At 29.9% G+C, this 24,847-nt stretch carries 21 protein-coding genes; 1 reads left to right on the top strand and 20 read right to left on the bottom strand.

The window, feature by feature from the left end; all coding sequences use genetic code 11:
* Positions 1-98: 98 nt before the first annotated feature.
* From LQE93_RS06395 to LQE93_RS06380, 4 genes are all read right to left on the bottom strand, one after another.
* Entirely contained in the window at positions 99-1,004 is a 906-nt protein-coding gene (locus LQE93_RS06395; protein ID WP_055264405.1) for an ROK family protein, read from the bottom strand.
* A 131-nt stretch (positions 1,005-1,135) separates the two neighbouring features.
* Positions 1,136-2,440: an ABC transporter substrate-binding protein gene (locus LQE93_RS06390; protein ID WP_231072670.1), complete on the bottom strand. Its 1,305-nt coding sequence runs from the start codon at positions 2,438-2,440 to the stop codon at positions 1,136-1,138.
* 40 nt (positions 2,441-2,480) lie between these two features.
* Entirely contained in the window at positions 2,481-2,843 is a 363-nt protein-coding gene (locus tag LQE93_RS06385; protein WP_231072668.1) for a helix-turn-helix domain-containing protein, read from the bottom strand.
* Between the two features lie 96 nt (positions 2,844-2,939).
* Positions 2,940-3,722 (bottom strand): response regulator, encoded by a 783-nt coding sequence (locus LQE93_RS06380; RefSeq protein WP_231072667.1) that lies wholly within the window; start codon positions 3,720-3,722, stop codon positions 2,940-2,942.
* A gap of 175 nt (positions 3,723-3,897) precedes the next feature.
* On the opposite strand from LQE93_RS06380, the gene LQE93_RS06375 reads away from it, so the two are divergent.
* Entirely contained in the window at positions 3,898-5,661 is a 1,764-nt protein-coding gene (locus LQE93_RS06375; protein WP_231072665.1) for a sensor histidine kinase, read from the top strand.
* A gap of 56 nt (positions 5,662-5,717) precedes the next feature.
* Here the strand turns inward: LQE93_RS06375 and LQE93_RS06370 are convergent, their stop codons facing one another.
* From LQE93_RS06370 to LQE93_RS06295, 16 genes are all read right to left on the bottom strand, one after another.
* Positions 5,718-5,909: a hypothetical protein gene (locus LQE93_RS06370; RefSeq protein ID WP_055264415.1), complete on the bottom strand. Its 192-nt coding sequence runs from the start codon at positions 5,907-5,909 to the stop codon at positions 5,718-5,720.
* A 28-nt stretch (positions 5,910-5,937) separates the two neighbouring features.
* Positions 5,938-6,945, bottom strand: coding sequence for a glycosyl hydrolase (locus LQE93_RS06365; RefSeq protein ID WP_084758953.1), 1,008 nt, complete (start codon positions 6,943-6,945; stop codon positions 5,938-5,940).
* Entirely contained in the window at positions 6,942-7,208 is a 267-nt protein-coding gene (locus LQE93_RS06360) for a hypothetical protein (RefSeq protein ID WP_055264419.1), read from the bottom strand. Before LQE93_RS06360 ends, LQE93_RS06365 begins: the two co-directional genes overlap by 4 nt.
* Positions 7,151-8,164 carry an ABC transporter ATP-binding protein gene (locus LQE93_RS06355; RefSeq protein ID WP_055264421.1) on the bottom strand — a complete coding sequence of 338 codons (1,014 nt, stop codon included), beginning with the start codon at positions 8,162-8,164 and terminating at the stop codon, positions 7,151-7,153. The genes LQE93_RS06360 and LQE93_RS06355 overlap by 58 nt, the downstream gene beginning before the upstream one ends.
* 1 nt (position 8,165) lies before the next feature.
* On the bottom strand, positions 8,166-9,188 hold the full coding sequence (locus LQE93_RS06350; protein ID WP_055264423.1) for an ABC transporter ATP-binding protein: 1,023 nt from the start codon (positions 9,186-9,188) through the stop codon (positions 8,166-8,168).
* 12 nt (positions 9,189-9,200) lie between these two features.
* Positions 9,201-10,109: an ABC transporter permease gene (locus tag LQE93_RS06345; RefSeq protein ID WP_231072663.1), complete on the bottom strand. Its 909-nt coding sequence runs from the start codon at positions 10,107-10,109 to the stop codon at positions 9,201-9,203.
* A gap of 3 nt (positions 10,110-10,112) precedes the next feature.
* Positions 10,113-11,087 (bottom strand): ABC transporter permease, encoded by a 975-nt coding sequence (locus LQE93_RS06340; RefSeq protein WP_055264427.1) that lies wholly within the window; start codon positions 11,085-11,087, stop codon positions 10,113-10,115.
* Between the two features lie 75 nt (positions 11,088-11,162).
* Positions 11,163-13,067, bottom strand: coding sequence for an ABC transporter substrate-binding protein (locus tag LQE93_RS06335; RefSeq protein WP_231072661.1), 1,905 nt, complete (start codon positions 13,065-13,067; stop codon positions 11,163-11,165).
* A 231-nt stretch (positions 13,068-13,298) separates the two neighbouring features.
* A complete protein-coding gene (locus LQE93_RS06330) occupies positions 13,299-15,488 on the bottom strand; it encodes an alpha-galactosidase (RefSeq protein WP_231072659.1) in 2,190 nt (729 codons plus the stop codon).
* 279 nt (positions 15,489-15,767) lie between these two features.
* Positions 15,768-17,306 carry a 2,3-bisphosphoglycerate-independent phosphoglycerate mutase gene (gene gpmI, locus LQE93_RS06325; protein ID WP_055264433.1) on the bottom strand — a complete coding sequence of 513 codons (1,539 nt, stop codon included), beginning with the start codon at positions 17,304-17,306 and terminating at the stop codon, positions 15,768-15,770.
* Positions 17,307-17,800: 494 nt separating this feature from the next.
* Positions 17,801-18,547: a triose-phosphate isomerase gene (tpiA, locus tag LQE93_RS06320; RefSeq protein ID WP_055264435.1), complete on the bottom strand. Its 747-nt coding sequence runs from the start codon at positions 18,545-18,547 to the stop codon at positions 17,801-17,803.
* A 325-nt stretch (positions 18,548-18,872) separates the two neighbouring features.
* Positions 18,873-20,051, bottom strand: a complete 1,179-nt coding sequence (locus tag LQE93_RS06315) for a phosphoglycerate kinase (RefSeq protein WP_055264437.1) — start codon at positions 20,049-20,051, stop codon at positions 18,873-18,875.
* Positions 20,052-20,192: 141 nt separating this feature from the next.
* Positions 20,193-21,212 carry a type I glyceraldehyde-3-phosphate dehydrogenase gene (gap, locus tag LQE93_RS06310; RefSeq protein WP_055264439.1) on the bottom strand — a complete coding sequence of 340 codons (1,020 nt, stop codon included), beginning with the start codon at positions 21,210-21,212 and terminating at the stop codon, positions 20,193-20,195.
* Between the two features lie 45 nt (positions 21,213-21,257).
* Positions 21,258-22,304 carry a sugar-binding transcriptional regulator gene (locus LQE93_RS06305; protein WP_055264441.1) on the bottom strand — a complete coding sequence of 349 codons (1,047 nt, stop codon included), beginning with the start codon at positions 22,302-22,304 and terminating at the stop codon, positions 21,258-21,260.
* 182 nt (positions 22,305-22,486) lie between these two features.
* The gene (rpoN, locus tag LQE93_RS06300) at positions 22,487-23,860 is read right to left on the bottom strand and encodes an RNA polymerase factor sigma-54 (protein ID WP_231072658.1); all 1,374 of its coding nucleotides are present in this window, start codon (positions 23,858-23,860) and stop codon (positions 22,487-22,489) included.
* A gap of 139 nt (positions 23,861-23,999) precedes the next feature.
* Positions 24,000-24,836, bottom strand: coding sequence for a DegV family protein (locus tag LQE93_RS06295; RefSeq protein ID WP_231072656.1), 837 nt, complete (start codon positions 24,834-24,836; stop codon positions 24,000-24,002).
* Positions 24,837-24,847 lie beyond the last annotated feature (11 nt).

The following is a 24,847-nucleotide window of genomic DNA, read 5'->3' as shown; positions in this document are numbered from 1 at the left end:
TATTCTTATATGCATTACTCCAAGACCAATAACTTATTTGTATATAATTCTTATTAAAGGTTTAGGCTCTGTTAGAAAAAATCTAACAGAGCCTAATTTTAAATTAAATCTTGTTTTTGTAGGAAGTTATATAATGCACCTAACTTATTTGCATTATTTCCATATTTACATATTCTAACTAATGGTCTAATTGTTGCATCATCATTATTATTCATTACTTCATCTATCTTCTTATTAACCTCTTCTAAAAATCCTTCTCTTTCACAAATAGCTCCACCTAGTATTATTACTTCTGGATCATAAGTATATTGAATGTTATATATTCCAATAGCCATATATCTAAAGAATTTATTTACCTCTTCAATAGCTATCTCATCACCATTATCATACAATTCAAATGCTTTAACTCCATTAAATTCATCTATATTTATCCCTTTTCTATCTGCGATAGCTTTTGCTACTGCAAATGTTGATCCCGCTCTACTCCAAGATAAATATTTTTTATTTACAACATCTATATCTACGAAGCAATATCCAAACTCTCCACCATGTTTATGGATTCCTGTATGAATTTTTTTATCCTTAATTAAGGCTCCTCCAATACCAGTTCCACAAACTACAAAAGCAGAATCATTTGCATCCATTGCAGCCCCTCTCCAGCATTCACCTAAAGCTGCACAATTTGCATCATTTTCGATTTCAATTGGTAAGCTAGTCATTTCATTTAAAATGACTTTAAAATTTGGCCCATGAATATATGGTAATGCACTCATTCCTCCTATTATTCCGCTTACTGAATCTACAGCTCCTGGTGCACTTATAGCTACTCCCTCTAACTGATACTTGTCCTTTAACTCATTAACCTTATCTGCAATAGCTTTAAAAAATTCCTCTATAGTTTTAGGAATAGATATCTTTCCATTCTCTAAAAATTCTCCATTTAAATTTATTATAGACCATTTTACAGATGATCCTCCTATATCAAATGCAATATAATTACTCATACTATAACTCCATTCTATTTATATTTTTAAACCTTTACTTAAAATTTATTATCTAATATTCAAAAATACAATATTGTGCTAGACAACTCTTTATTTTTGTATATATTTTCTTAAGCACAGTATATATTTATCTAATTTAACATTTCTTTAGACTTTAGCTCATTCCATCTATTATTTAAATCATTACTTAATTCTTCTACATTATCACTTACAATATACTCTTGTACAAAGGTATAATTTAATCCAGTTAGCTTTCTTAAGCTATCATATTTTTCATGATTAATATTTATATAATCTTCTCCATAATCAATAATATTATCGTGAATTATAACAGGTATATCAAAACTTTGAATTTCCTTAAGAAAATTTTTACTTTTATCACTATTCTTTGATATTGATAATATATTCACTGCATCTGCATATCTATCATCTTCAAAAATAAATTTTAAAAATGTTTTTGCTGCTTCAGGGTACTTTGTATTCTTAGAAATTCCAAACCTATAATCACCGTAAACTATTATTTCATTAATTTCTGGTAATGGAAAAATTCCTATATCTTCGACATTCATTCCTATATCCTCTAATTGATATTTATAGTTAGAATTCCAAAATATCATAGCTACTTCTCCATTTTTTATATCTTTTTTACATTGCTCCCATTCATAATTTAATAAATCCTCTTCACAATATCCCTCTTGAACTATTGTCCTTATGAAGTTTAAAGATTTATATAATCCATTCCCTTCTTCTAGTATATTTACTGAATTTAATATAACTTCATCTTCAAACTTATTATTAAATGCATATGGTAATGTATCTATCCACGTACTCATTGTCCAACTATTTTTATAATTTATAGCCATAGGAACCTTATTTATTGCTTTTATTTTTTTACAAACTTCAAAAAATTCTTCATTTGTCCTTGGTATACCTTCAATACCTGCTTCTTCAAAAACTTTTTTATTATATAAAACTCCATTCCATGATATAGAGCTATCTATATTGTATAATTTCCCATCACTACCAATCCCACTAGAATAATTATATATACTATCTTCATCAAACCCCAATCCATCTAAAGGCATAAAATACTTACTATATTCACTTATCTTTATAGCTGCAGGAACTAACGTTATATCTGATAATTCACCTACTGTAGCCTTTCTTTGAAGTATCTCTTCTGCATCTCCGATAAGCTCCAGTTCAACTTTTACCCCTGGATGCATTTCTTCAAAATCACTAATTAAAGCTTCTAATTCTGCTTTTTTATCAGTTCTATTACTAACAAACCGTATTGTTCCTTCTAATTCCTCATCACCTTTAGCAGTTATATCATTAATATTATTTTTATATATAGCTGTACAACTAATAAAAATACTACTAATAATCATAAGATATACACCTAGTAAGATTCTCTTCATTTTATGTTTATTCATAAATTCTAACCTCTTTCATAATACTTAATAAATATTACTCTTATTCACTCACCCTATTATTTCTAAAACTATTTGGTGTTGCTCCTGTTATCTTCTTAAATGCTCTTCCAAAAGTTATAGAATCGTTATATCCCACATTTTCTGCTATTTCATAAACCCTCAGATTTGTTGTTAATAATAAATCTTTTGCAACCTGTATCCTATATCTAGAAAGGAAATCATAGAACCCTTCCCCCATCTCCTTTTTAAATAGCTCTGATAAATAATTCTGACTTAAAAACACTTCATCCGCCACTTCTTTAAGTGTTATATTTTTATTGAAGTTTTTAATAATATACTGCTTCGCCAATTTTATAGCTGTAACATTTGTTTTTTCATTCTCATCATATATATTATTATTCATTTCTTCTGATAAACTTAAAATATACTTTTTGGCCTTACTTTCACTACTAATATTATTTTTTAACTTTCTAAAAAGCCTTGACTGTTCACGTAACTGCTAAACTTTATCAGTATATTCAATAATAAATACATTCTTATCGTTTTCAACTAAGCTGTCAGCTTTACTTATAATATCTTCTGTTAATTTATTAATTAAATTTACTTCGCTACATTCTAGATAGAACACTATATATACGTTATCTTCAAAATAAAAAGATAAATATTCTACATCTTTATTTAACTCTAATATATCTCTTATAAAATTACTTATTATTGTTTTATCATTATTTCCATCTCTCTGAACAATTGTCATCTTATACTTATAATTTTCATTTAACTGTATATTCTCTAAAAGTGATCGGTCTGTTTTATAATTTGTTTCAACATTTGAAAATAATATATGTTTAAAAAAGTCCCTTTTTAATACCTCTATTGATTTACTTAATAACTTATCTTGTTTCTTATTTTCTTTAATTTTAACTTCTACTTCTTGAATCACCTTTTTAAGCTCTTCTTGCTTTATAGGTTTAAGTAAATAATTAAATGCTCCTGATTTCATTGTATCTCTTACATATGTAAATTCATCATATCCACTTAAAACCACAAACATAGGAGGGTTGTCCAATTCTTTTGCTGACTTCTCTATTAATTCACTTCCCGTCATTATAGGCATCTTTATATCTGTAATGACCAAATCAACTTTATTATCTCTTAAATATTCTAGTGCAACTGCCCCATTATTAAAGTCTGAAATTACTTCATGTTGTTCAAATAATCGTTTTATTATCTTAGTTAATCCTAATCTAATAATTTTATCATCATCTACTACTACTATTTTCATAATTCCTCCTGAAGCTTATAAATTATAGTATAATTCATACTAAAATTATACATTAAATGTTTACATTTTTAAATATATTACTTTTTAAATAAATTTTATTTTTTTTACTATATTATGTATAATTAAATTAAATAAAATTTCTAATCATATTTAACTCTATGGGATGGCAATTATTATGTTTAAAATGAATTTATCAATTAAAAGACTCACTATATTTATTTTAATTTTTATGTATGTTATATATTTTTTAGCTACTTCATTAAACTTATATTCATATTCTAAATATGAATTTAACAAAACAGAAAAAGTAGTTAAAAATTTCAATTCAAGTCTGAGCCAACAGATAATAGAAAAACTTAACAATATTTCTGATGTATCTAAATACCCATTACTTATCCCAGAAGTAAGCAAACTTAATGCTATTCTAAATGATAATAACAATAGTGAAATTACTGATTATAACTATTTAAAATATATCTGTGAAATGATGTTAATCCAAAATGATTCTATAAACGGAGCTTATATATATGACCTAAAAGGTCGTGGAGTTTTCTCCAGCAGAAATAGTTCAAACTTTAAATTAATCAATCCAACCTTAGAAAATTGGTTTCAAGAAGCTTTATTATCAGATAGCCAAACTAATATTTTTACAAATATAACTGAAAATAATATATTTGATATCGAAATTGATAGCTCTACTAAATTAATAGCATTAACTAGGAAGATTATTGATTTAACAACAAATCAACCTACTGGTTTAATCCTTGTGACAGTACCTGTAGAAAACTTTTTAAACCTATTAACTAACGATTTACCTTTTAATAGACAAGTTATTTCTATCCATGATTCTGATGGTAATCTGATAATGACTACCAATAAAGATTTTATTATAGATAACTATTCTATTAACACAGATTATAAAAGTTCAGAGCCCACAATTAGCTATATAACCGAAGGAATAAAATATGTTAACTGTAAAAATTATATTCCTGAATCTAATTGGATTCTTACTAATACTATGCCAAAATCTGAAGTATTTAGAGTTAATAGTTTATATATAATATTATTTTTTATAAACTTAATTTTCTTCTTAATACTAACTATAATTTTATATATATTCTTTATACGAAGAATATTTAACCCAATAAAATCCTTAATAGTTAATATGGTGGCAAATAATTTAGAAAAAAATCTTAACTCTACTATCTTATATAATAAAGATGATGAAATAGGATTATTAATTAACTCTTATAATAAAATGAAGATCCGTATAAATGACTTAATAAATATAAATTATAAAAACCAAATTGAGCAAAAAGAATTGGAACTACGACAATTACAAAACCAAATTAATCCCCATTTTATATATAATACCTTAGAATCTATACACATGATGGCTGAAATTAATGATGATTTAGAAACCTCAATAATGGCAGAATACTTTGGTTCTATAATTAGATATAGTATGAATAGAAAAATCAATACAGTTACATTAAATAAAGAATTAGAAATAATAAACAATTATATATATCTACAAAAAATACGTTTTGATCAACTATTCACCATTGAGAATTTGGTTCCTGATGAATTATTAAATTGCGAGATAATCAAAATGATAATCCAACCTTTAATTGAAAATGCTATCTACCATGGACTTAGTGAATGTAGTGGTGATGGTAAAATAATAATTCAAGGTCAAAAAATAGATAATAATTTATTATTATCTATCTCTGATAATGGTATTGGTATGGATGAATCAACTCGTGATAATCTAAACGACTATATTAATGATAAAAATAATAATTTTAAAGGCATCGCTTTAAGAAATATAAATAGAAGATTAAAGCTTAATTATGGCTCTAATTATGGGTTAGAAATATTCAGTATTAAAGGTAAAGGGACATCTATGGTTCTAACTCTTCCTTTCATAATTAAATAATCTTTATATTTACCCCAAAATTTTCCCCATGGATTCTTATCCATGGGGTTTTCAGATTATATATTTAATGATCTTAACTTATGAATCATATCTATTTGAGTACTATACATATCTTCTCTTTCATTTATATATATCCTTTTTAACTCATTATCATCTTCATTATTAATCTTTTCATCCATATCTCTTATTAGTTCTCCTATCTTAAAAAGATGTAAAGCTAACTCTAGAGCATTTTTAGATTCTTTCATAAAAATATCCTCCCATAAACCTCTTAAACTACCTTAACTTTGGTAAATCTTCAAGAGTTATTAAAAAATCATCATTAAAAAATCTTTTTAAAACATCATTTGAGTTCCATACAATTTTTTCTGATACATTATTCCAAACCATAAACCAAAGCCAATAAGCTTTTGATGATTTTATAAGTTCAGGATCAGGTATTGGGCCATTCTCTCCTAATGCTAACGGTTTTTTAGTAGTTGGAATACTATAAAAAGTATTATACTCTTCAATTAATGGTCTATTATCTCCTAATGATGAATAATAATCTGCACTATTTATATCTACCACATCATCACCTGGATACCACTCTTTATCCGGGGAATTCCACACCCATATTAAATTATTAAGATTATGATAATTAACGTATCTATCATACATTAATCTATATAATTTAATATAAGCTTCTTTTCCATATGCTCCCCACCAGAACCAACCACCACAAGCTTCATGAAGTGGTCTCCAAAGTATAGGTACATTAGCATCTTTAAATTTTTTTAATTCATAAGCAATCATATCTAAATCTCTAATCAAAGCTAAATTTTCTTCAGTCCCATCAATAAGTGCTTTAACAAGATCAAAACTTGTGTTTTTTGTATAAAAACTTTTATCCTTTCCATTCAAAGGCGAAAACCAATGCCAACAAAAAGTAATTATTGCATTAGTATTCTTTGCCCAATATAAAGCAGCCTCTACACTTCCTTTATTATTGACTAATTCATCTATACATTCAAATGTACTTTCTGGTGTTTCTATTTCCCCTGAATAACTTAGAAAATCAAATCCCAATATAGCTGGAACCTTTCCTGTAACTCTTCTTATATATTCAATATCTGGCATAGTTGCTTTATTACAATGTTGTCCACTTATTATTCCTTTTTCAAATATACTTGAAAAATATTTCATCAATTTTTTGCATTCAATGCTAGCATTTTTATTAGATAAACTAAAGTTAGGAATATCTAATTCACTTATCTCTTTTTCTTCCATCAATTTTTTGCTCATTTTTCATTACTAACCTTATTTGTTAAATATCTTATAGGAAATAATCCTCCAAATACTATTATCAAATTTACTACTATAACCATAATATAAAGAACTTGTGCTGATGGATTTTTCCCTACTAATATTAATCCTAAAACTGATATGCCTAGCATTCCACAACCTATAGCTTGTATAAGTTTTATAAATGTAAGTATAGATGTTAAATCTATATCACTTCTTTTACTTTTTCCCTTTCTCTTTCTATCCTTTCCACATGATGACATGCTACATATCCTCCCTTATATTGAAGTAGTTCTGGTTCTTCCTTTTCACACTTTTCTGTATAGTAAGGACATCTTGTATGGAATTTACATCCTGATGGTGGATTAATTATGCTCGGCATATCTAAAGTTCTTAAAGGTAACTCTTTTGAACCTCCATCGGATCTCTTTCCAACACTTTGAGGCACCGCTGCAAGTAAGGCATGGAAATATGGATGTTTAGGATGATCGATAGCATCATATATATTATTTAACTCAATAATTTTTCCTAAATACATTACAACAAGTCTTCCATTTTTAGCGATATATCTTGCAGTTGCTAAATCATGTGTTATATAAACAAAAGATATATTGTACTTTTTATTCATCTTAGTCATTAAATCTATAAGTGAAATTCTTAATGATACATCAACCATTGATACAGGTTCATCAGCAACTATTAATTTAGGCTTAACAGATAATGCTCTTGCAAGTAAAATTCTTTGTCTTTGTCCTCCACTTAATTGATGAGGATATTTATATAAGAATTGCTCTTGTGGAACTAATCCAACTTCAGCAAAATATTCTTTTAATATTTTCTCAGCTTCTGCTTTATTCTTAGCTATTTTATGCTGTAATAACGGCATAGATAAAGATTGGAATATTGTTCTATTTGGATTTAAAGCAGCAAAAGAATCTTGATGAACCATCTGAACTCCTAATCTATAATCCTTAAACTCAGCTCTCTTTAGCTTACTTATATCTTTTCCTTTATATAATATTTTTCCTTTAGTCTGTTTATGAATTCCAACAATTAATTTGCCTAATGTAGTTTTTCCGCATCCACTTTCTCCAACTACCGCTACAATTTCTCCTTCTCCAACCTCTAAGTTGATATCAGATAATACCTTAACTTTTTCCTTTTTATTAACTCTATTATCGAATTCTATGCTTATATTATCTATTTTTAATAAACTCATTTTACGCACCTTCCTCTGACTTTACTGTAGTTAGACGTTCTGCAAATTCATAACATCTAGTGCATTTAGTATCATTTACAAAGTACATTACTTTAGTCTTTTCTCTACTTCCCTTACATTCACCAGCTAAAAAAATACTACAACGTGGAGAGAATTTACATTCATTAAATTCTTGAGTAAGGTTTGGAGGATTTCCTGGTATAGCTTTACGCTGTGTAACGTCATCATTTAATGTTGGTATTGCATTTAATAACCCTTTAGTATATGGATGAGATGGTTCTTCAAATACATCGGCAACTTCACCAAATTCTACTAGCTCTCCAGCATACATAACTGCAATTCTATCTATTACTCCTGATATAACTGAAATATCATGAGTTAAAAATATTAAAGTTACTCCTAGTCTTTCGTGAATATCTTTTAATAAATCTAATATATACCATTGAGTTATAACATCTAAAGCAGTTGTAGGTTCATCAAGTAATATTACCTTTGGATCTAATACAAGGCTTAAAGCTATTAATACTCTTTGCTTCATTCCACCACTTAATTGGTGTGGATAATATTCAAGTACATTCGTATCTAGTCTTACATATCTTAATACTTCTTCTGCTTTTTTTATAATATCTTCGACTGTTCTGCCTGGATCATGAGCTAACACAGTTTCAATAAAATGCTCCTTTATCTTTAATACAGGATTTAAAGCATTTTGTGCAGCTTGAAATACTGTAGCTATCTCTTTCCATCTATATTCATTAAACTCATCAGTGCTTAGCTCTAATAAATTAACTTTCTTGTCATCTTCATCATAATAATAAACTTCTCCCGATGTTATCTTTCCAGGTGCTTGTACAAGATTTAATATCCCTGAAGCTAAAGTTGATTTTCCGCTTCCACTTTCACCTATTACTCCTAATACTTCATTTTTATATATTGTAAAAGAAACATTGTCACATGCTCTTAGCTTTCCATTTTTTAAAAAGAATTCTATTGTAAGATTTTTAACTTCTATTAAAGGTTTCATAATGTACCCTCCCTATTTACGTAATCTTGGATTCATTGCTTCATCTAACCCATTTGCGAAGAAATAACATCCTAATTGGAATAAAACTATTCCCATAATAGGTGTCATAAAATAAACTATTGGTCCAAGACCACCATATAAAACTGCTGATTGTGACATTGCCATCTGTATCATCATTCCCCAATGGCTGCCTTTAAAAGGAACTAATCCTAAAACCATTAATGAAACTGATGTCATTATAGCTCCCTTCATTATTGCTATAAAGTTTATAGCTATAAATGAAGTTATATTTGGCACTACATCTTTTATAATAATGTTAATTGTGCTTATTCCCATTACTCTACTTGCCTCAATAAAATCCTTATTCCTTATTACAAGCACTTGAGATCTTATAGCCTTTGCAAGACCAGCCCATGACCATAAGCTTAATACTAATCCAAATAATATATCATTACTTACGTTTATAACCATTGAAAGCACCATTGTTACAGGTAAAGTTGGCATAGTTAAAACTATATTTGTTATTAACATTAATATTTCGTCAACTTTTCCTCCAACAAGACCTGCTGTTATACCAATTCCACATGCAAATACTATTGAAAATAATGCTGCATAAAAAGCAACTAATAAAACCGATCTTGATCCATTTATAAATAATGCTAAAATATCTCTTCCTGCATAGTCTGTTCCTAAAATATGAGCTGCAGAAGGTGGTTTTAATCTTGCTAAGTAGTTTGATTCCGGTGCAGGCACCACCATTGGTCCAAAAATAGCAAGTAATAAGAAAAATACTAAAATTAAAAATCCTACTCTCGCCATCTTATTTCTCCAAATTACTTGAAAGAATTCCTTTAGCGATGTTAAAAATGTTCCTTCTTTTTCAAAGGTTTTTATTTTATTTACACTTGCTGTACTATTCATATCTTATTTCTCCCTTAATCTTGGATTTAATTTAGTATTCAAGAATTCTGCAAATAATCCTGATAATAATACCATTACAATTATCATTAGGAACATTCCTTGCATAAGAGGATAATCTCTCCTTGAAATAGCTGTGGTTAGGTAATATCCAACACCTGGATAAACAAATAAATTTTCTATTAAAGGTGATCCTCCAAACATCATTCCAAATGATATAGCAACGCTTGTTACCATCGGAAGCATTGCATTTCTTCCTAAGTAGCTAAATATAATACGTTTATTTGATATACCTCTAGCTTTTGCATAATTTATATAATCTTCACCTAAAACTGACATACAGTTTGCTTTCATCCCCATTATCCATCCAGCTAATGTAGTTAAGAAATATGCTAAGATTGGTAATGCTGCATGACTTAATACATTTAATATAAATTCTAAGTTAAATCCTGGTGTAACTGATGAGTCATATGCACCTTTTGATGGAAATAATCCAAGTGTTAATGAAAATAATAAAACTAATAAATATGCAACTATATAATCTGGAATAGATCCTAAAACTGCTTGATATCCAGTAAGAACACCATCTAACAACTTACTTCTCTTCCAAGCTACATAAATTCCTAGAATTACTCCTACAGTAAATGATAGTAATAATGATATTGAACATACAAGTAATGTCCAAGGTAGTGCCCCTAAAACTATTTTAGACACTGATTCCTTAAAAGACATAGATTGTCCTAAATTTCCTGTTGCAATTCCCTTTACATATGATACAAATCTCTCAACCACCGGTTCATCTGGGTCATAATTTAAAGCTAATTTTGCTTTGTTGTAGGCTTGTTCATATGATAATTGACTTGATCTCATATATTCTTGCGTCAATGTATCGACTGGATCTCCTGGCATTGCTTGTATTACGAAAAATATTAATAATAGCGAAGCTAGCATTGTTGCAAGACAAGTAGCTAATCTTTTCATGTCAAATCACCTCTTAATTCTAAATATAGGGCTGTTAACTAACAGCCCTATTTACTTTAACTTTTTTATAAATAATTATTTAATGTAATATAATTCTTCCCCTCTTATCATCTTTCCTATAAGAGCACTAGTTGTACCTGACCAGTAGAAGTCACTTAATTGTTCTCCTGTTGGAGCTTCAGCCATTGAAAGCTTTGGATTATGAATTCTAAATACATAGTACTTTTCAGTTACAGGAATAAACCACACATTATCATTAAAAAATTGTGCAAATTCTTCTGTCACAGCTGTTATTTCTTCATCATTTGCTGCATCAAATAACTCTGTCATTTTATCTGAGTATTGGAACTCTTCTCCAGTTTCATCATTTTTCCAAACTAATTTACCTTGCTCTGGGAATACTAAGTTCATACCTCTTTGTCCATACCACCAAATTCCGTTGTAAGCTTCAAATGGATGTTGAGTATTAGTTGCTGACGCAAATCCATCTATAACCATATGTCCTTGTCCAGATGTTGCATAATCGTTATACGCTGCTGCTTCTTTTGGTGTAAATACTGCATTTAATCCAAATGATGTTAACATATTTGCTGCTGCTTCTCCCATTACAACATATGCAGGATATTCACCAACACCAGCTACTATGATTTCTGGACTATCTCCATTAGCATCAACCCACTTATCACCTTTTTTGCTCCATCCAGCAGCTTCTAAGCATTCAGCTGCTTTTTCTAAGTTAACATCATAATTATCTAGTGTATTTAAGAAATCCTGACTTAGATACTTATCTCTTATTGAAGGTGGAAGTCCAACTGCATACTCATCCCCTTTTACCATTCCTGGTTCAGATACTGGAGCTATTTGAGCTGAATCTATGATATACGCTATTGCTTTTCTAACATTTACATCGCTAGTTGGGTATGTTTGAGTATTCATACAGAAACCTAAAGAACTAAACTCTGGAACTACCATTTGTCTTATTGTATCTGCATTATTCTCAGCTACCTTTTGAGCTAAATCAGGAGATAATCCCATACCTTCTGCATCATAATCTCCATTCGAAATTGCTAATGCATTTGATTCTGTACTTGTTGGTCTTATACCTCTAATTTTTTCTATATAAAGTGGTACTCTATAATTAGGATTTTGTTCAAATATAATTTCAGCTGATGTCATTGTCTTTGGAACATATGCACCTGAACATTTTATACTCATTAAATCTGGTAAGTAATTATTAAGCTCTGTAGTAGCTTCATTAACTTTTAAATCTCCATCAGTAGTGAATTTAAAGTTTCCATCATCATCAAGCTCTCTATTATTATTAAATTGTTCTTCAAAAACCTTAGCAAATTCACCATAGTTTTCAGCTGGATACATCAAAGGTGATTTTAATACATAATCAAGTAATAACGCAGAGTCCTTGTTGTACTTTATTTCTACCGTTAAATCATCTACTTTAGTTACCGATTCAGCGTAGTACGCTATATTGTTTACAGTCATTTCTATAAATAGATTACACATTAAATCATCTGCAGTAATAGCACTACCATCACTCCATTTAAGACCATCTTTTAATTTCATAGTTAATACACAATTTTCAAACTCATAACTTTCTAATAATGAAGGTTTAAATGTTTTTTCTGGTTGAGAGCTGTAATCACATAGATAATCGAATATTAATGGTTGCATTGACCAATCTGGTCCACCATTTACTAATGGATTACCATGAGCTGCTGCTCCTGGCGTAAATGATACCATTGTACTTAATACAGTTCCTGCTACATCAGCTTTTTCACCCTCAAGCTTAGCATTCTTTAACACAGTATCTACACTTATTACTGAGTCTAAAATTGATTCAGATGTAACATTTTCATCTGTTGCTGTTCCTGCATTTTGATTTCCGCATCCGATTAATGATGTAACACTTAAAGTCAGCGCTATAGCTACTGCTATAATCCCTTTTAACTTATTTCTCTTCATGATTCTCCCCCTACTTTTTAAAAGATTTATAATTTATTTATTTGATGTTTTTAGTATAAATCTCGTAAAATCCTCTGTAAACGTTTCTGAGTATAGGGAATAATTATCGTATATATATATTAAGATTTGTATATTTTTTATTGTCACTTTTTATAAATATTAGTTTCACTAAATACTTAAAAATAAAAAAATATGCTAAACTTTTTAACGCTTAGCATATTTTTATTAAATTTATACTTGAATTAGATGTAGTAGCTTACTTGAATAATCTCCATATAAATCTGTAATATTAAGTCCTCCATGCATTAAGACTCCACCTGAAAATACTTCTTTAGTACCTTCTAACTTATACATTTTATCTTCTACTAATCCCTTTAACTTTATTCTTCTACTATGATAATTTGCTCTTCCCAATACTTGCACACAAGTAACTAAAACTTCTTTTTTATCCTTAGATACAACTTCCCAAGAATCAAAACTATGATTTTCTGAGAAATTTTCTATACGATAATAGTCTCCTGTTCTAACTAAATCATTATATTTATGATACATTTCAACTTGTTTTGGAATCATCTCTCTATCTTCTTTAGGTATTCTAGTAACGTCTAATTCATATCCAAAGGTACCTGCTAATGCTACATGACCTCTTGTTTCAAAAGGTGTACTTCTTCCGACTGTATGATTAGGACAATCACTAACATGAGCCCCAATACAAGAAAGTGGATATACCATAGCTGTTCCTTCTTGAATCTTTAATCTTTCAATAGCATCTGTATCATCAGAACACCATATTTGTGGACTATAATATAACATACCTGGATCAAATCTTGCCCCTCCACCTGAGCAATTTTCTAATAATATATGAGGAAAATCTGTAGTTAATCTATCCATCATTTCATAAACAGCTAAAACATATCTATGTAATAACTCTCCATGTCTTTCTGCCGGAATACATTTACTACCTAAATCAGTTATTTGTCTGTTCATATCCCATTTAACATAAGTTATATTAGCACTTGAAAGAACCTTTTTAACACTTTCATAAATATAGTCTACTATTTCTTTTCTAGATAAATCTAAAACATATTGTTCTCTACATAACGCAGGTGTACGACCATCAATATGAATACACCAATCTGGATGAGCTCTATATAAATCTGAATCTGGTGATATCATTTCTGGTTCGAACCATATACCAAATTCCATTCCTAACTTATTTACTTCATCTACAAGATATTTTAATCCACCCTGTATTTTTTCTTCATTTACTATCCAATCTCCTAATGATGAATTATCCTTATTTCTCTTTCCGAACCATCCATCATCCATTACTAGCATCTCTATTCCTAAAGATGATGCTTCCTTAGCTATAGATAATAACTTTTCTGTATTAAAATCAAAATAAGTTGCTTCCCAGTTATTTATTAATATTGGACGTTTCTTATCTTTAAATCTACCTCTAATTAAATTATTACGATATAAATCATGGAAGGTTCTAGTCATTTTCCCTATTCCTTTATCTGAGTAAACCATAACTACTTCTGGAGCTTGAAATTCTTCGTCTTTACCTAAAACCCATGTAAAATCAACTGGATTAATTCCCATAACTACTCTCGTAGTATCAAATTGACATCCTTCAACCTGAGTAAAAAAGTTTCCTGAATAAACAAAATTAAATCCATATACATTTCCACTTTCATCTGTTGCTGAACTATCTAAAAGAGCTATAAACGGATTATCTTGATGACTTGATTCACCTCGTACAGTCGATACAGCTTCCTTCCCATAACTTATTTTTTTTCTTGATATGTGTCTCTCTCTTGCCCATGATCCATGAAGAGAAATCATATCATAATTAATCCCATCGAAATCTATACACGCTGATAAAACCTTTGTTAACGCTATTGAATCTTCTGCACAATTTTTAACTCTTACACTTCTTGTAATTACATCTAGGTTTTCAAATACTGTATAAATTAAAATAACCTCAAGATTTAAATCATTATCTATACATGTTATTTCAAGGCTTGTACATTCATTATCATCTCCAAATGTTGCTGGTAATCCCGCTAACTTTTTCTTACCTTTATATATTTCATGAGATAAATATTGTAGTCTACAACTTGTATTTCCATTTTTATCCCTCACTTGAAGGCAACTTTCTCTAAAATCTCCTATACCATGAGTGGAGTATTCAGTGGGGAAACTATCATAGAATGATACTCTATCACGATTATTCTTTGATGGTACATATGGTGGCTCATCTAAACGTAAAAGATAATTTACATCCTCGTCAATTATCTTTTTTCCAAAATACACATGTCCAACAAATTGCTCTTCATCTATCACAGAAATGATATATGATGTATCTTTTGCATCTAGTTTGAATATTTTCTTATCCTCAATAAATTTTATTCCCATATTAAATTCTCCTATATTAAATAATTTATTATTTATCTTTTACCCTTAAGATATTATAGTTATTTATTTTATTCCATAGTATTTATAAAGTTAATAATATTAGTCAATATTACTGATTTTTTGTATATCTTTCTTTAATTAAAATTCCCTATTCTTTATATATATATATATCAATATTTTACCAATACTTATATTTCTCATTCAAGAAAAATATATAATTTATAAAGCAAAAAGAACTATCGCCTAATCCAGCGATAGTTCTTTTTTATTTATTATAAACTACTTACTTACTATTAAGTTTTCTCCAGTCATTTCTTCTGGTGCTTCTAAGCCCATAACACTTAACATTGTTGGAGCTATATCAGCTAACTTACCTGTGTTTAATTTCTTTCCTTCTGTGTGGTTTGATACCCATACAAATGGAACTGGTTGAGTTGTGTGAGCTGTAAATGGTTGACCATTTGAGTAGTCTATCATAGTTTCAGCATTTCCATGGTCAGCAGTTATAAATACTGTTCCATCTAATTCTAATACTTTGTTAACTACTTTTCCTAAACATTCATCAACTGTTTCTATAGCCTTAACAGCAGCATCCATAACACCAGTGTGTCCAACCATATCTGGGTTAGCATAGTTTAAGATAACCATATCATATTTATCTTGGTCTAATCTATTTATTAATTCTTCAGTTACTTCATAAGCACTCATTTCAGGCTTTAAGTCATAAGTTGCAACTTTTGGAGATGCAATAAGAGCTCTATCTTCACCTTCATTTTCTTTTTCAACTCCACCATTGAAGAAGAATGTAACGTGAGCATACTTTTCAGTTTCAGCTATTCTTAATTGTTTTAATCCTTTAGACGCAACGAATTCTCCTAAAGTATTATTTATACTTTGTGGCTTGTAAGCAACTTCAACACCTTCTAATGTCTTGTCGTATTGAGTCATAGTAACAAATACTAAGTCTAAGTTTTCTCTTTCAAATCCAGTAAATACCTTATCATTTATAGCTCTAGTTATTTCTCTAGCTCTATCTGGTCTAAAGTTAAAGAATATTACTGAATCATGGTTAGAAATTGTAGCTGTTGGAGCTCCATTCTTTTCTATAACGCATGGTAATACGAATTCATCAGTCTTATTATCATGGTATGATTTTTCCATACACTCAACAGCTGAAGAAGCAGTTTCACCTTTACCTAATACCATTGCATTATAAGCAAGTTCAACTCTTTCCCATCTGTTGTCTCTATCCATAGCATAGTATCTTCCTGATACTGTAGCTATTTCACCAACTCCGATTTCTTCCATAGCTTTTTCTAATTCAACTATAAAATCTTTTCCTGATGATGGTGGAACGTCTCTTCCATCCATGAATGCGTGAACATATACTTTTTCTATGTTCATATCTTTAGCTAACTTTAATAATCCTTTTAAGTGTTCTATATGAGAGTGTACTCCCCCGTCTGATAATAATCCCATTAAATGTAATGCAGAATTATTCTTCTTAACATTTTCTATAGCCTTTAATAAAGCTTCATTCTTTGCGAATCCGCCTTCATTTGCTTCCTTAGTTATTCTTGTTAATTCTTGGTATATAATTCTTCCTGCACCTATATTTAAGTGACCAACTTCTGAGTTACCCATTTGTCCATCTGGTAATCCTACAAACATACCACTTGCTTGTATTTCAGTGTGTGGATATTTTGCAAGTAAGTTATCGTAATTTGGCTTCTTAGCTTTTTCTACAGCATTACCATCACCATTTGGAGCTATTCCAAATCCATCTAATATCATTAACATTACAGGTTTCTTCGCCATAATTCCCTCCAAGTTATATAAAAATTTCATCTATTTTGACTCGTAAAAGCTGAATTTGAAATAAAGCATCATTTTAACAAATTTCTTAGCTTTAAGATATAATTGGTATAATATATATATCTTTAATCAAATTCTTTTTTATTATACTATAATTATATAACCTTCACAACTAAATAGCTATTCTTGTAAACGTTTGTTGAAAATTTTTCCTATGAAATTTCTTTAGTAAATTTTATAATATTTGACCTTTTTTCTTATCTTTACATCATTGTTAATTACACTGTATTAATTGCTTTTATTTTACTTTAATACTTATTTTTAGGTCCTCTAAAAACTATATATTTTCTAAGCTGGTTCTATAAAAAATAGAATCTTTAACAAATGTAATTTTAACTGCTCTTGAATTTTCAAAATCAATTATATATGCTAATCTAATAAATTGCATAAAAAAGAGATAACCCACTTAGAGTTATCTCTTTTAAGTTATATCTATTTTAGTAATTAACTATTGCAGCAAAGTCTGAAGCAACTAAGCTAGCTCCACCAACTAAAGCACCATCTATATCAGATTGAGCCATTTGAGCTTTTATAGTTCCTGGCTTAACAGATCCACCGTATTGGATTCTTACTTTATCAGCAACTTCTTTACCGAACATTTCAGCAACGATTCCTCTGATTGCCATTATTGTTTCGTTAGCTTGCTCATCAGTAGCAGTTTTACCAGTTCCGATAGCCCAGATTGGTTCGTAAGCTATAACAACTTTTTCTGCTAAATCAGCTGATAAACCTTCTAAGTCAGCTTTGATTTGAGCTCCAACTACTTCGTTAGTTGTTCCGTTTTCTCTTTGCTCTAAAGTTTCTCCACAGCAAAGAATTGGAGTTAAGTTGTGAGCAAAAGCAGCTTTAACTTTCTTGTTTAAAGCTTCATCTGTTTCGTTGAACATTTCTCTTCTTTCGCTGTGTCCTAAAACAACATAGTCAACACCCATAGCTTCTAACATTCTTGGAGCGATTTCACCAGTGAAAGCTCCTTTTTCTTCAAAGTGCATGTTTTGAGCAGCAACTTTGATGTTTGATCCTTCTACAGCTTTTAATACAGCATCTAAGCAAACAAAAGTAGGACAAACTACTACATCACAAGTAGCATCCTTTACTAATGGCTTTAATTCATTTACTAATTTAACAGCTTCTTCTGGAGTGTAGTGCATTTTCCAGTTTCCAGCAATAATAGCTTTTCTCATTATAATCACCTCATACAATTTTTTTAATGAAACTCCTCCTATCGGAGGAGTAAGTTCAAATAACCAAATTAAAATTTGGATTTTCACTTAAGGTAGCACACTACTCACATACGTGTGTAGGTGTACACACTTGTATAACTTCCAATAACAAAACATAAAATTTTGATTATCAGTTAAGTTCGCCTCACTAAATCAGAGATTTAGTGGCTTAAGGAAACACCTACTCACATATGTTCGTAGGTGTAAGTTCGAGTACCCAAATTAAAATTTGGACTCTTACTTAGCCCTGCATAAGTGCGAGCTACAAAATCGAAGATTTTGGCTCTTACTTATCGTTTAAAGCAGCGATTCCTGGTAATACTTTACCTTCTAAGAATTCTAATGAAGCTCCACCACCTGTAGAGATGTGAGTCATCTTATCTCCAAATCCTAAGATGTTAACAGCAGCAGCTGAGTCTCCTCCACCGATAACTGTTGTAGCATCTGCATCAGCCATAGCCTTAGCAACAGCTATTGTTCCTTTGTTGAAGTTTTCGAATTCGAATACTCCCATTGGTCCGTTCCAGATAACAGTCTTAGCATCTTTTATAGCATCAGCATATAAAGCTTCTGTCTTTGGTCCGATATCTAATCCCATGAATCCTGCTGGAATGTTTTGATCTTCAGTAACTGTAGCTTCAACATCCTTGAATCCATCAGCAATTCTGTGGTCTACTGGTAATAAGAATTTAACTCCGTTAGCTTCAGCTTTAGCTATCATTTCTTTAGCGTAGTCCATTCTATCGTCTTCACATAAAGAAGTTCCGATTTCGTATCCTTGAGCTTTTAAGAATGTGTAAGCCATTCCTCCACCGATGATTATTGTATCAACTTTTTCTAATAAGTTGTTGATAACAGCTATCTTATCAGAAACCTTTGATCCACCTAATATAGCAACGAAAGGTCTAACTGGAGCATTTACAGCTTCTCCTAAGAACTTTAATTCTTTTTGAATTAAGTATCCACAAACAGCAGTGTCAACAAATTTTGTAACACCTTCTGTTGAAGAGTGAGCTCTGTGAGCAGTTCCGAAAGCATCATTAACGTAGATATCACATAAAGAAGCTAATTCTTTAGATAATTCTTCTCCGTTTTTAGTTTCTTCTTTTCTGCATCTAGTGTTTTCTAATAATACAACGTCTCCGTCTTTCATATCAGCAACAGCTTTTCTAGCGTTTTCGCCAACAACTTCTTCGTCTCTAGCGAATACTACTTCTTTACCTAACATTTCGCTTAATCTTACAGCTACTGGTGCTAAAGTCTTAGAAGCATCTTTTCCTAAGTGTGAGCAAAGTATAACTTTTGCTCCATTTTCTACTAAATATTTGATTGTTGGAAGAGCTCCAACTAATCTATTTTCATCAGTTATAACTCCATCTTTTAGTGGAACGTTAAAGTCACATCTAACTAAAACTCTTTTACCGTTTACTTGAACGTCTTCGATAGTCTTCTTATTAAAGTTCATTCTCTTCACCTCATAATTTTATAAATAATTTTAAAATGAGCCCGGTCCTATAGGTATACCTTAGAGACCGGACCCGTTTTTTAGGATCTTATAAAAGTGCCTTTATAGGCATCTAATCCGTATTTAATTAACTATTAAATATTAAGCTAATTCAGAGAAGTATTTAATAGTTCTAACCATTTGGCTAGTGTATGAGTTTTCGTTGTCGTACCAAGAAACAACTTGAACTTGGTATAAACCATTTCCTAATTCAGAAACCATAGTTTGAGTTGCATCGAATAATGAACCGTACTTGATTCCGATGATATCTGAAGAAACTAATTCTTCTTCAGTGTAACCGAATGATTCGTTTGAAGCAGCTTTCATAGCAGCGTTGATTCCTTCAACAGTTACATTTTCACCCTTAACTACAGCAACTAAAATTGTAGATGATCCTGTTGGAACTGGAACTCTTTGTGCAGAACCGATTAATTTTCCGTTTAATTCTGGAATAACTAATCCGATAGCTTTAGCAGCTCCTGTAGAGTTTGGAACTATGTTAACAGCACCAGCTCTAGCTCTTCTTAAATCACCTTTTCTTTGAGGTCCGTCTAAGATCATTTGATCTCCAGTGTAAGCGTGGATAGTTGACATTATACCAGATTGAATTGGTGCATAGTCATTTAAAGCTTTAGCCATTGGAGCTAAACAGTTTGTTGTACAAGATGCAGCAGAGATTATAGTATCTTCAGCTGTTAATATATCTTGGTTTACGTTGAATACAACTGTTGGAAGGTCGTTTCCAGCTGGAGCTGATATAACAACTTTCTTAGCACCTGCATTGATGTGAGCTTGAGACTTAGCTTTTGATACGTAGAATCCAGTACATTCTAATACTACGTCTACTCCGATTTCTCCCCAAGGAAGTTTATTAGCATCAGCTTCAGCGTAGATTCTGATTTCTTTTCCATCAACAGTGATAGAATCTTCACCAGCAACAACTGTATCACCTAATTCGTATCTACCTTGAGCTGAATCATATTTTAATAAGTGTGCTAACATTTTTGGGCTTGTTAAGTCGTTGATTGCTACAACTTCATACCCTTCTGCACCGAACATTTGTCTAAATGCAAGACGTCCAATACGTCCAAAACCATTAATTGCTACTCTAACATTTGCCATTAAAGTTACCTCCTAAAATTAGATATTTATATTTAAAATTAAATTTTAAAGCTTGTTTAAATTGTTGCTTTTTATTATCTCACATATTTCTTTTCCTGTATTTTCGTCTGTAACCAATACAGCATTACGATTATACATTTCTGTTGCAATTATCGCATCAATCTTATTCTTCCCAGCAGCAACTGCAATATGTGTTCTAATTTTTTTAGCATTGTTTAAATTTATTCCTATAGAGTTATTTTCAGATATCATCTGACAATCTTTATTAAAATAACATCCATAAGCCTCTCCTATAGCTCCCATGTCCTCAAGTTTTTTTATAAACTCATCGGATGCTTCTCTTTTTTTAGCCATATGGATTGCATTACCAATTCCATAGATAAGTATATCTGCCTTTTGAATTGACTCAATTACATCCTTAACTTGACTTTCTTTAAGTAAACCATCAAGAACTTCTGCACTAACATTCTCTGGAATATGTAGAAGTTTATATGATGCATTAATTTTTTTAGCTAAAGAAGCTGCTAGCGTATTAGCTTGGCTCTCTACTTTTCGCCCCATACCACCACGAGCTGGTACTACTAATACATTGGAAACATTGTTGATTTTAGGAAATGCTTCTACAACCTCTTTAATCGTAGATCCACCAGTTATAGCAATTATGTTATTATCTTTTAAAATTTTCTTAACATAAGTTGCCGCTGCTTTTCCTAAATCTTTTAAAACAGTAGGATTACTATCTACATCTCCCGGGACTATTATAACATCTTTTAATCCTAAACAAGATCTTAAACACTCTTCAACATCAGCAAGACCTTTAAGTTCATGTATAAACTCTTTTAGTCTTTTGACTATTACTTTCCCATCTTCAGTAACACTCATACCTGGAGTATTCACTTCTATTAAGCCTTGAGATTTTAAAAAACTTATTTCAGTTCTTACTATTCTCTCACCTAAATTAAGTTCACTTGCTAAAACTCTTCTTCCAATTGGTTGGTTATAATATATAGTTCTTAAAATATTATATCTTTTTTCAAGAACTTCAACTAGCTCAGGAACTATCTTTTTTTGTAAGCTTAATATTTCCTGCACTATTAACCCTCCTTTTGGACCATTTATGTCCCACTACTATCTTTTCATGTCCCACCTATTTCATTATAAAGCATCTTTACTAAATTTAAAAGGCTTTCTGTAAATTTTTTATAATATTTTTATAATTGAGAAAAATAGAAATAGGAATATTCTTCTCCAAAATCCTGTCTTCCCTACGTCTGCTATATCCTTTTTCTCTTGCTAGAAGATTTTATTCCCATTTCCTCTCTATATTTTGCCACTGTCCTTCTTGATATATTCAGATTTTTTTTAGAAAGTTCTGTACATATCATTTCATCGGAAAAAGGCTTTTTCTTATCTTCACTATCAATAATCTCTTTTATGATATCTTTTATATTCTTTGCAGATACATTTTTACCATCAGAAGAACTTTTTGTACTATATCCCACTGTGAATAAATCCTTTATCTTAACAGTTCCGTAACTAGTTAAAATATATTTATCCTTAATAGCTCTACTTACAGTAGATTCATGCATGTTTATATCCTCTGCTATATCTTTAAGCATCATTGGCTTTAAATATTTTTTTCCTTTGTCTAAATATTCTTTTTGCCTTTTTATTATATCTTCTAAGATTATTCTTAAAGTATTTTCTCTATTATTAATACTTTTTATTAAAAACATAGCACTTCCAATTTTCTCTTTAATATAACTTTCAACTTCTTTATCACTTCCATGAAGAAGTAAATTTTTATATACTCCATTAATAGATAATTGGGGTACTATATCATTATTCATAATAACTATATACTCTTTATCTATCTTTTTTATATAAGCATCAGGAGTTATAAATTTCACGTCATCACCTGTATAATACCCTCTAGATGGCTTGGGTTCCAATTCTCTTATTATATCTCCATAATTTTGAGCTTCTATTTGAGATATATTTAAATATTTTGCTATATCTTTAAATTTATTATCAGCCACTAAATCTAAATAATTATTTATTATATTCTCCAGATTTAAATCTAATTTCTTTTTTCTTTTTAATTGGATTAAAAGACTTTCCTTTAGATTTCTTCCCCCAATACCTGCTGGTTCTAAATCTTGTAATATCTCTAGCGCTTGTACACATTTTTCTTCCGAAATATTAAATTTATTACATATGTTCTCTACAGTTTCGTCAAGGTATCCTCTACTATCTAAAGATTCAATCATGTAATCTATAATAATTCTTAAGTTCTTTACTTCTTTATTAGTATGTAATTGCTCATACAAATAACTTTTCAAAGTCTTTTTCTCAGACACAAAATTTAAAGGCGATACTCCCTCTTCATCATACTCTCCTTTAGAATATGAATTGTAAATACTATTATCATACTCCATAGATTCTATCATCTTTTTATATTGCTCGATTTCAGTATTCTTCTTCAAATTAAAATCACTATCAATAATAGGATTTTCTTCTAATTCTTTATTGATAAATTCTCTTAACTCACAAGCTGACATCTGTAAAATATTTATTGATAATTGCATATTTTGTGTCATTACAAGTTTTTGCTGCTGAGATAAATTCAGATTAAAATCTAACTTCATATAACATCCCTCTTTTGTTTTCTTTTATAAATACCACACTTTTAGTATACCTTTATTTTTAATATATTCCAATATATTCTTTGTAAAAGTTTACTGGAAAAATTATAAAAAAAGCTCGTGCATAAGCACAAGCCTTTTATTATTTCACAATAAAGAATAATCCACAAGGTTTAATTCCAGAGTGTATACCAACTGTACATCCAACCTTTGCATCTACGTATTCTATATCTTTTTCTTCTAAGTATTTCTTTAATTCAAAATATACATCTTCATTTAATAAGTCTGTTAATATAACTGGTTCTTTAAAATCAACATCTGCACTTTCAAAATCAGATATTAATTTCTTAAAAGCTTTTTTACTTCCTCTTACTTTATCCTTAACAGCCATCTTACCATCTTTTATTTCTAATATAAGTCTTAATCCTAATGCTGTTCCTATAGCACCAGCAACCTTTGGAAGCCTTCCACCTCTTACAAGGTTATCTAATGATTCAAAATTAAGAGTACATTTAACCTTATCTCTTGTATTTAAAATTTCTTCTTCTATTTCATGTATAGAAGCTCCATTATCTCTTAATCTACATGCTTTTAATACTAATATTCCAAGTCCTGATGTAACATTTCTAGAATCTATTACAACTATATCTTCTGTTTCCAGCATATCTTTAGCTATACAAGCTGATTGATATGTTCCGCTCATTTCTGAAGAAAGCACTAAAGTTACTATTTTATATCCTTGATCTAAATACTTTTTAAAAGTTTCTTCAAATCTAGTTGGAGTAATTTGTGCTGTAGTTGGTAAAACATTTTCTCTGTTTATTCTTTCAATCATTTCAGTTGGAGTAATATCAACTCCATCTAAATAACTATCTTCACCAAAATTAATTAATAAAGGCATAACTTCTATGTCATTCTTCTTTATTAAATCTACTGGTATATCAAGAGTACTATCAGTTATTATCTTAATCTTTTGCATAACAATTCCTC

The sequence above is a fragment of the Clostridium sp. NSJ-145 genome, from assembly GCF_021044725.1.
Classification (GTDB): Bacteria; Bacillota; Clostridia; order Clostridiales; family Clostridiaceae; genus Clostridium; species Clostridium disporicum_B.
The sequence above is the reverse complement of the archived record's forward strand: the minus strand, read 5'-3'. Positions and strand labels throughout refer to the sequence as shown.

Excerpts from the sequence above, each read along its gene's own strand:
- LQE93_RS06395 (WP_055264405.1), bottom strand. The coding sequence starts at position 1,004 with ATGAGTAATTATATTGCATTTGATATAGGAGGATCATCTGTAAAATGG.
- LQE93_RS06390 (WP_231072670.1), bottom strand. The coding sequence starts at position 2,440 with ATGAATAAACATAAAATGAAGAGAATCTTACTAGGTGTATATCTTATG.
- LQE93_RS06385 (WP_231072668.1), bottom strand. The coding sequence starts at position 2,843 with ATGAATAATAATATATATGATGAGAATGAAAAAACAAATGTTACAGCT.
- LQE93_RS06380 (WP_231072667.1), bottom strand. The coding sequence starts at position 3,722 with ATGAAAATAGTAGTAGTAGATGATGATAAAATTATTAGATTAGGATTA.
- LQE93_RS06375 (WP_231072665.1), top strand. The coding sequence starts at position 3,898 with ATGTTTAAAATGAATTTATCAATTAAAAGACTCACTATATTTATTTTA.
- LQE93_RS06370 (WP_055264415.1), bottom strand. The coding sequence starts at position 5,909 with ATGAAAGAATCTAAAAATGCTCTAGAGTTAGCTTTACATCTTTTTAAG.
- LQE93_RS06365 (WP_084758953.1), bottom strand. The coding sequence starts at position 6,945 with ATGAGCAAAAAATTGATGGAAGAAAAAGAGATAAGTGAATTAGATATT.
- LQE93_RS06360 (WP_055264419.1), bottom strand. The coding sequence starts at position 7,208 with ATGTCATCATGTGGAAAGGATAGAAAGAGAAAGGGAAAAAGTAAAAGA.
- LQE93_RS06355 (WP_055264421.1), bottom strand. The coding sequence starts at position 8,164 with ATGAGTTTATTAAAAATAGATAATATAAGCATAGAATTCGATAATAGA.
- LQE93_RS06350 (WP_055264423.1), bottom strand. The coding sequence starts at position 9,188 with ATGAAACCTTTAATAGAAGTTAAAAATCTTACAATAGAATTCTTTTTA.
- LQE93_RS06345 (WP_231072663.1), bottom strand. The coding sequence starts at position 10,109 with ATGAATAGTACAGCAAGTGTAAATAAAATAAAAACCTTTGAAAAAGAA.
- LQE93_RS06340 (WP_055264427.1), bottom strand. The coding sequence starts at position 11,087 with ATGAAAAGATTAGCTACTTGTCTTGCAACAATGCTAGCTTCGCTATTA.
- LQE93_RS06335 (WP_231072661.1), bottom strand. The coding sequence starts at position 13,067 with ATGAAGAGAAATAAGTTAAAAGGGATTATAGCAGTAGCTATAGCGCTG.
- LQE93_RS06330 (WP_231072659.1), bottom strand. The coding sequence starts at position 15,488 with ATGGGAATAAAATTTATTGAGGATAAGAAAATATTCAAACTAGATGCA.
- gpmI (WP_055264433.1), bottom strand. The coding sequence starts at position 17,306 with ATGGCGAAGAAACCTGTAATGTTAATGATATTAGATGGATTTGGAATA.
- tpiA (WP_055264435.1), bottom strand. The coding sequence starts at position 18,547 with ATGAGAAAAGCTATTATTGCTGGAAACTGGAAAATGCACTACACTCCA.
- LQE93_RS06315 (WP_055264437.1), bottom strand. The coding sequence starts at position 20,051 with ATGAACTTTAATAAGAAGACTATCGAAGACGTTCAAGTAAACGGTAAA.
- gap (WP_055264439.1), bottom strand. The coding sequence starts at position 21,212 with ATGGCAAATGTTAGAGTAGCAATTAATGGTTTTGGACGTATTGGACGT.
- rpoN (WP_231072658.1), bottom strand. The coding sequence starts at position 23,860 with ATGAAGTTAGATTTTAATCTGAATTTATCTCAGCAGCAAAAACTTGTA.
- LQE93_RS06295 (WP_231072656.1), bottom strand. The coding sequence starts at position 24,836 with ATGCAAAAGATTAAGATAATAACTGATAGTACTCTTGATATACCAGTA.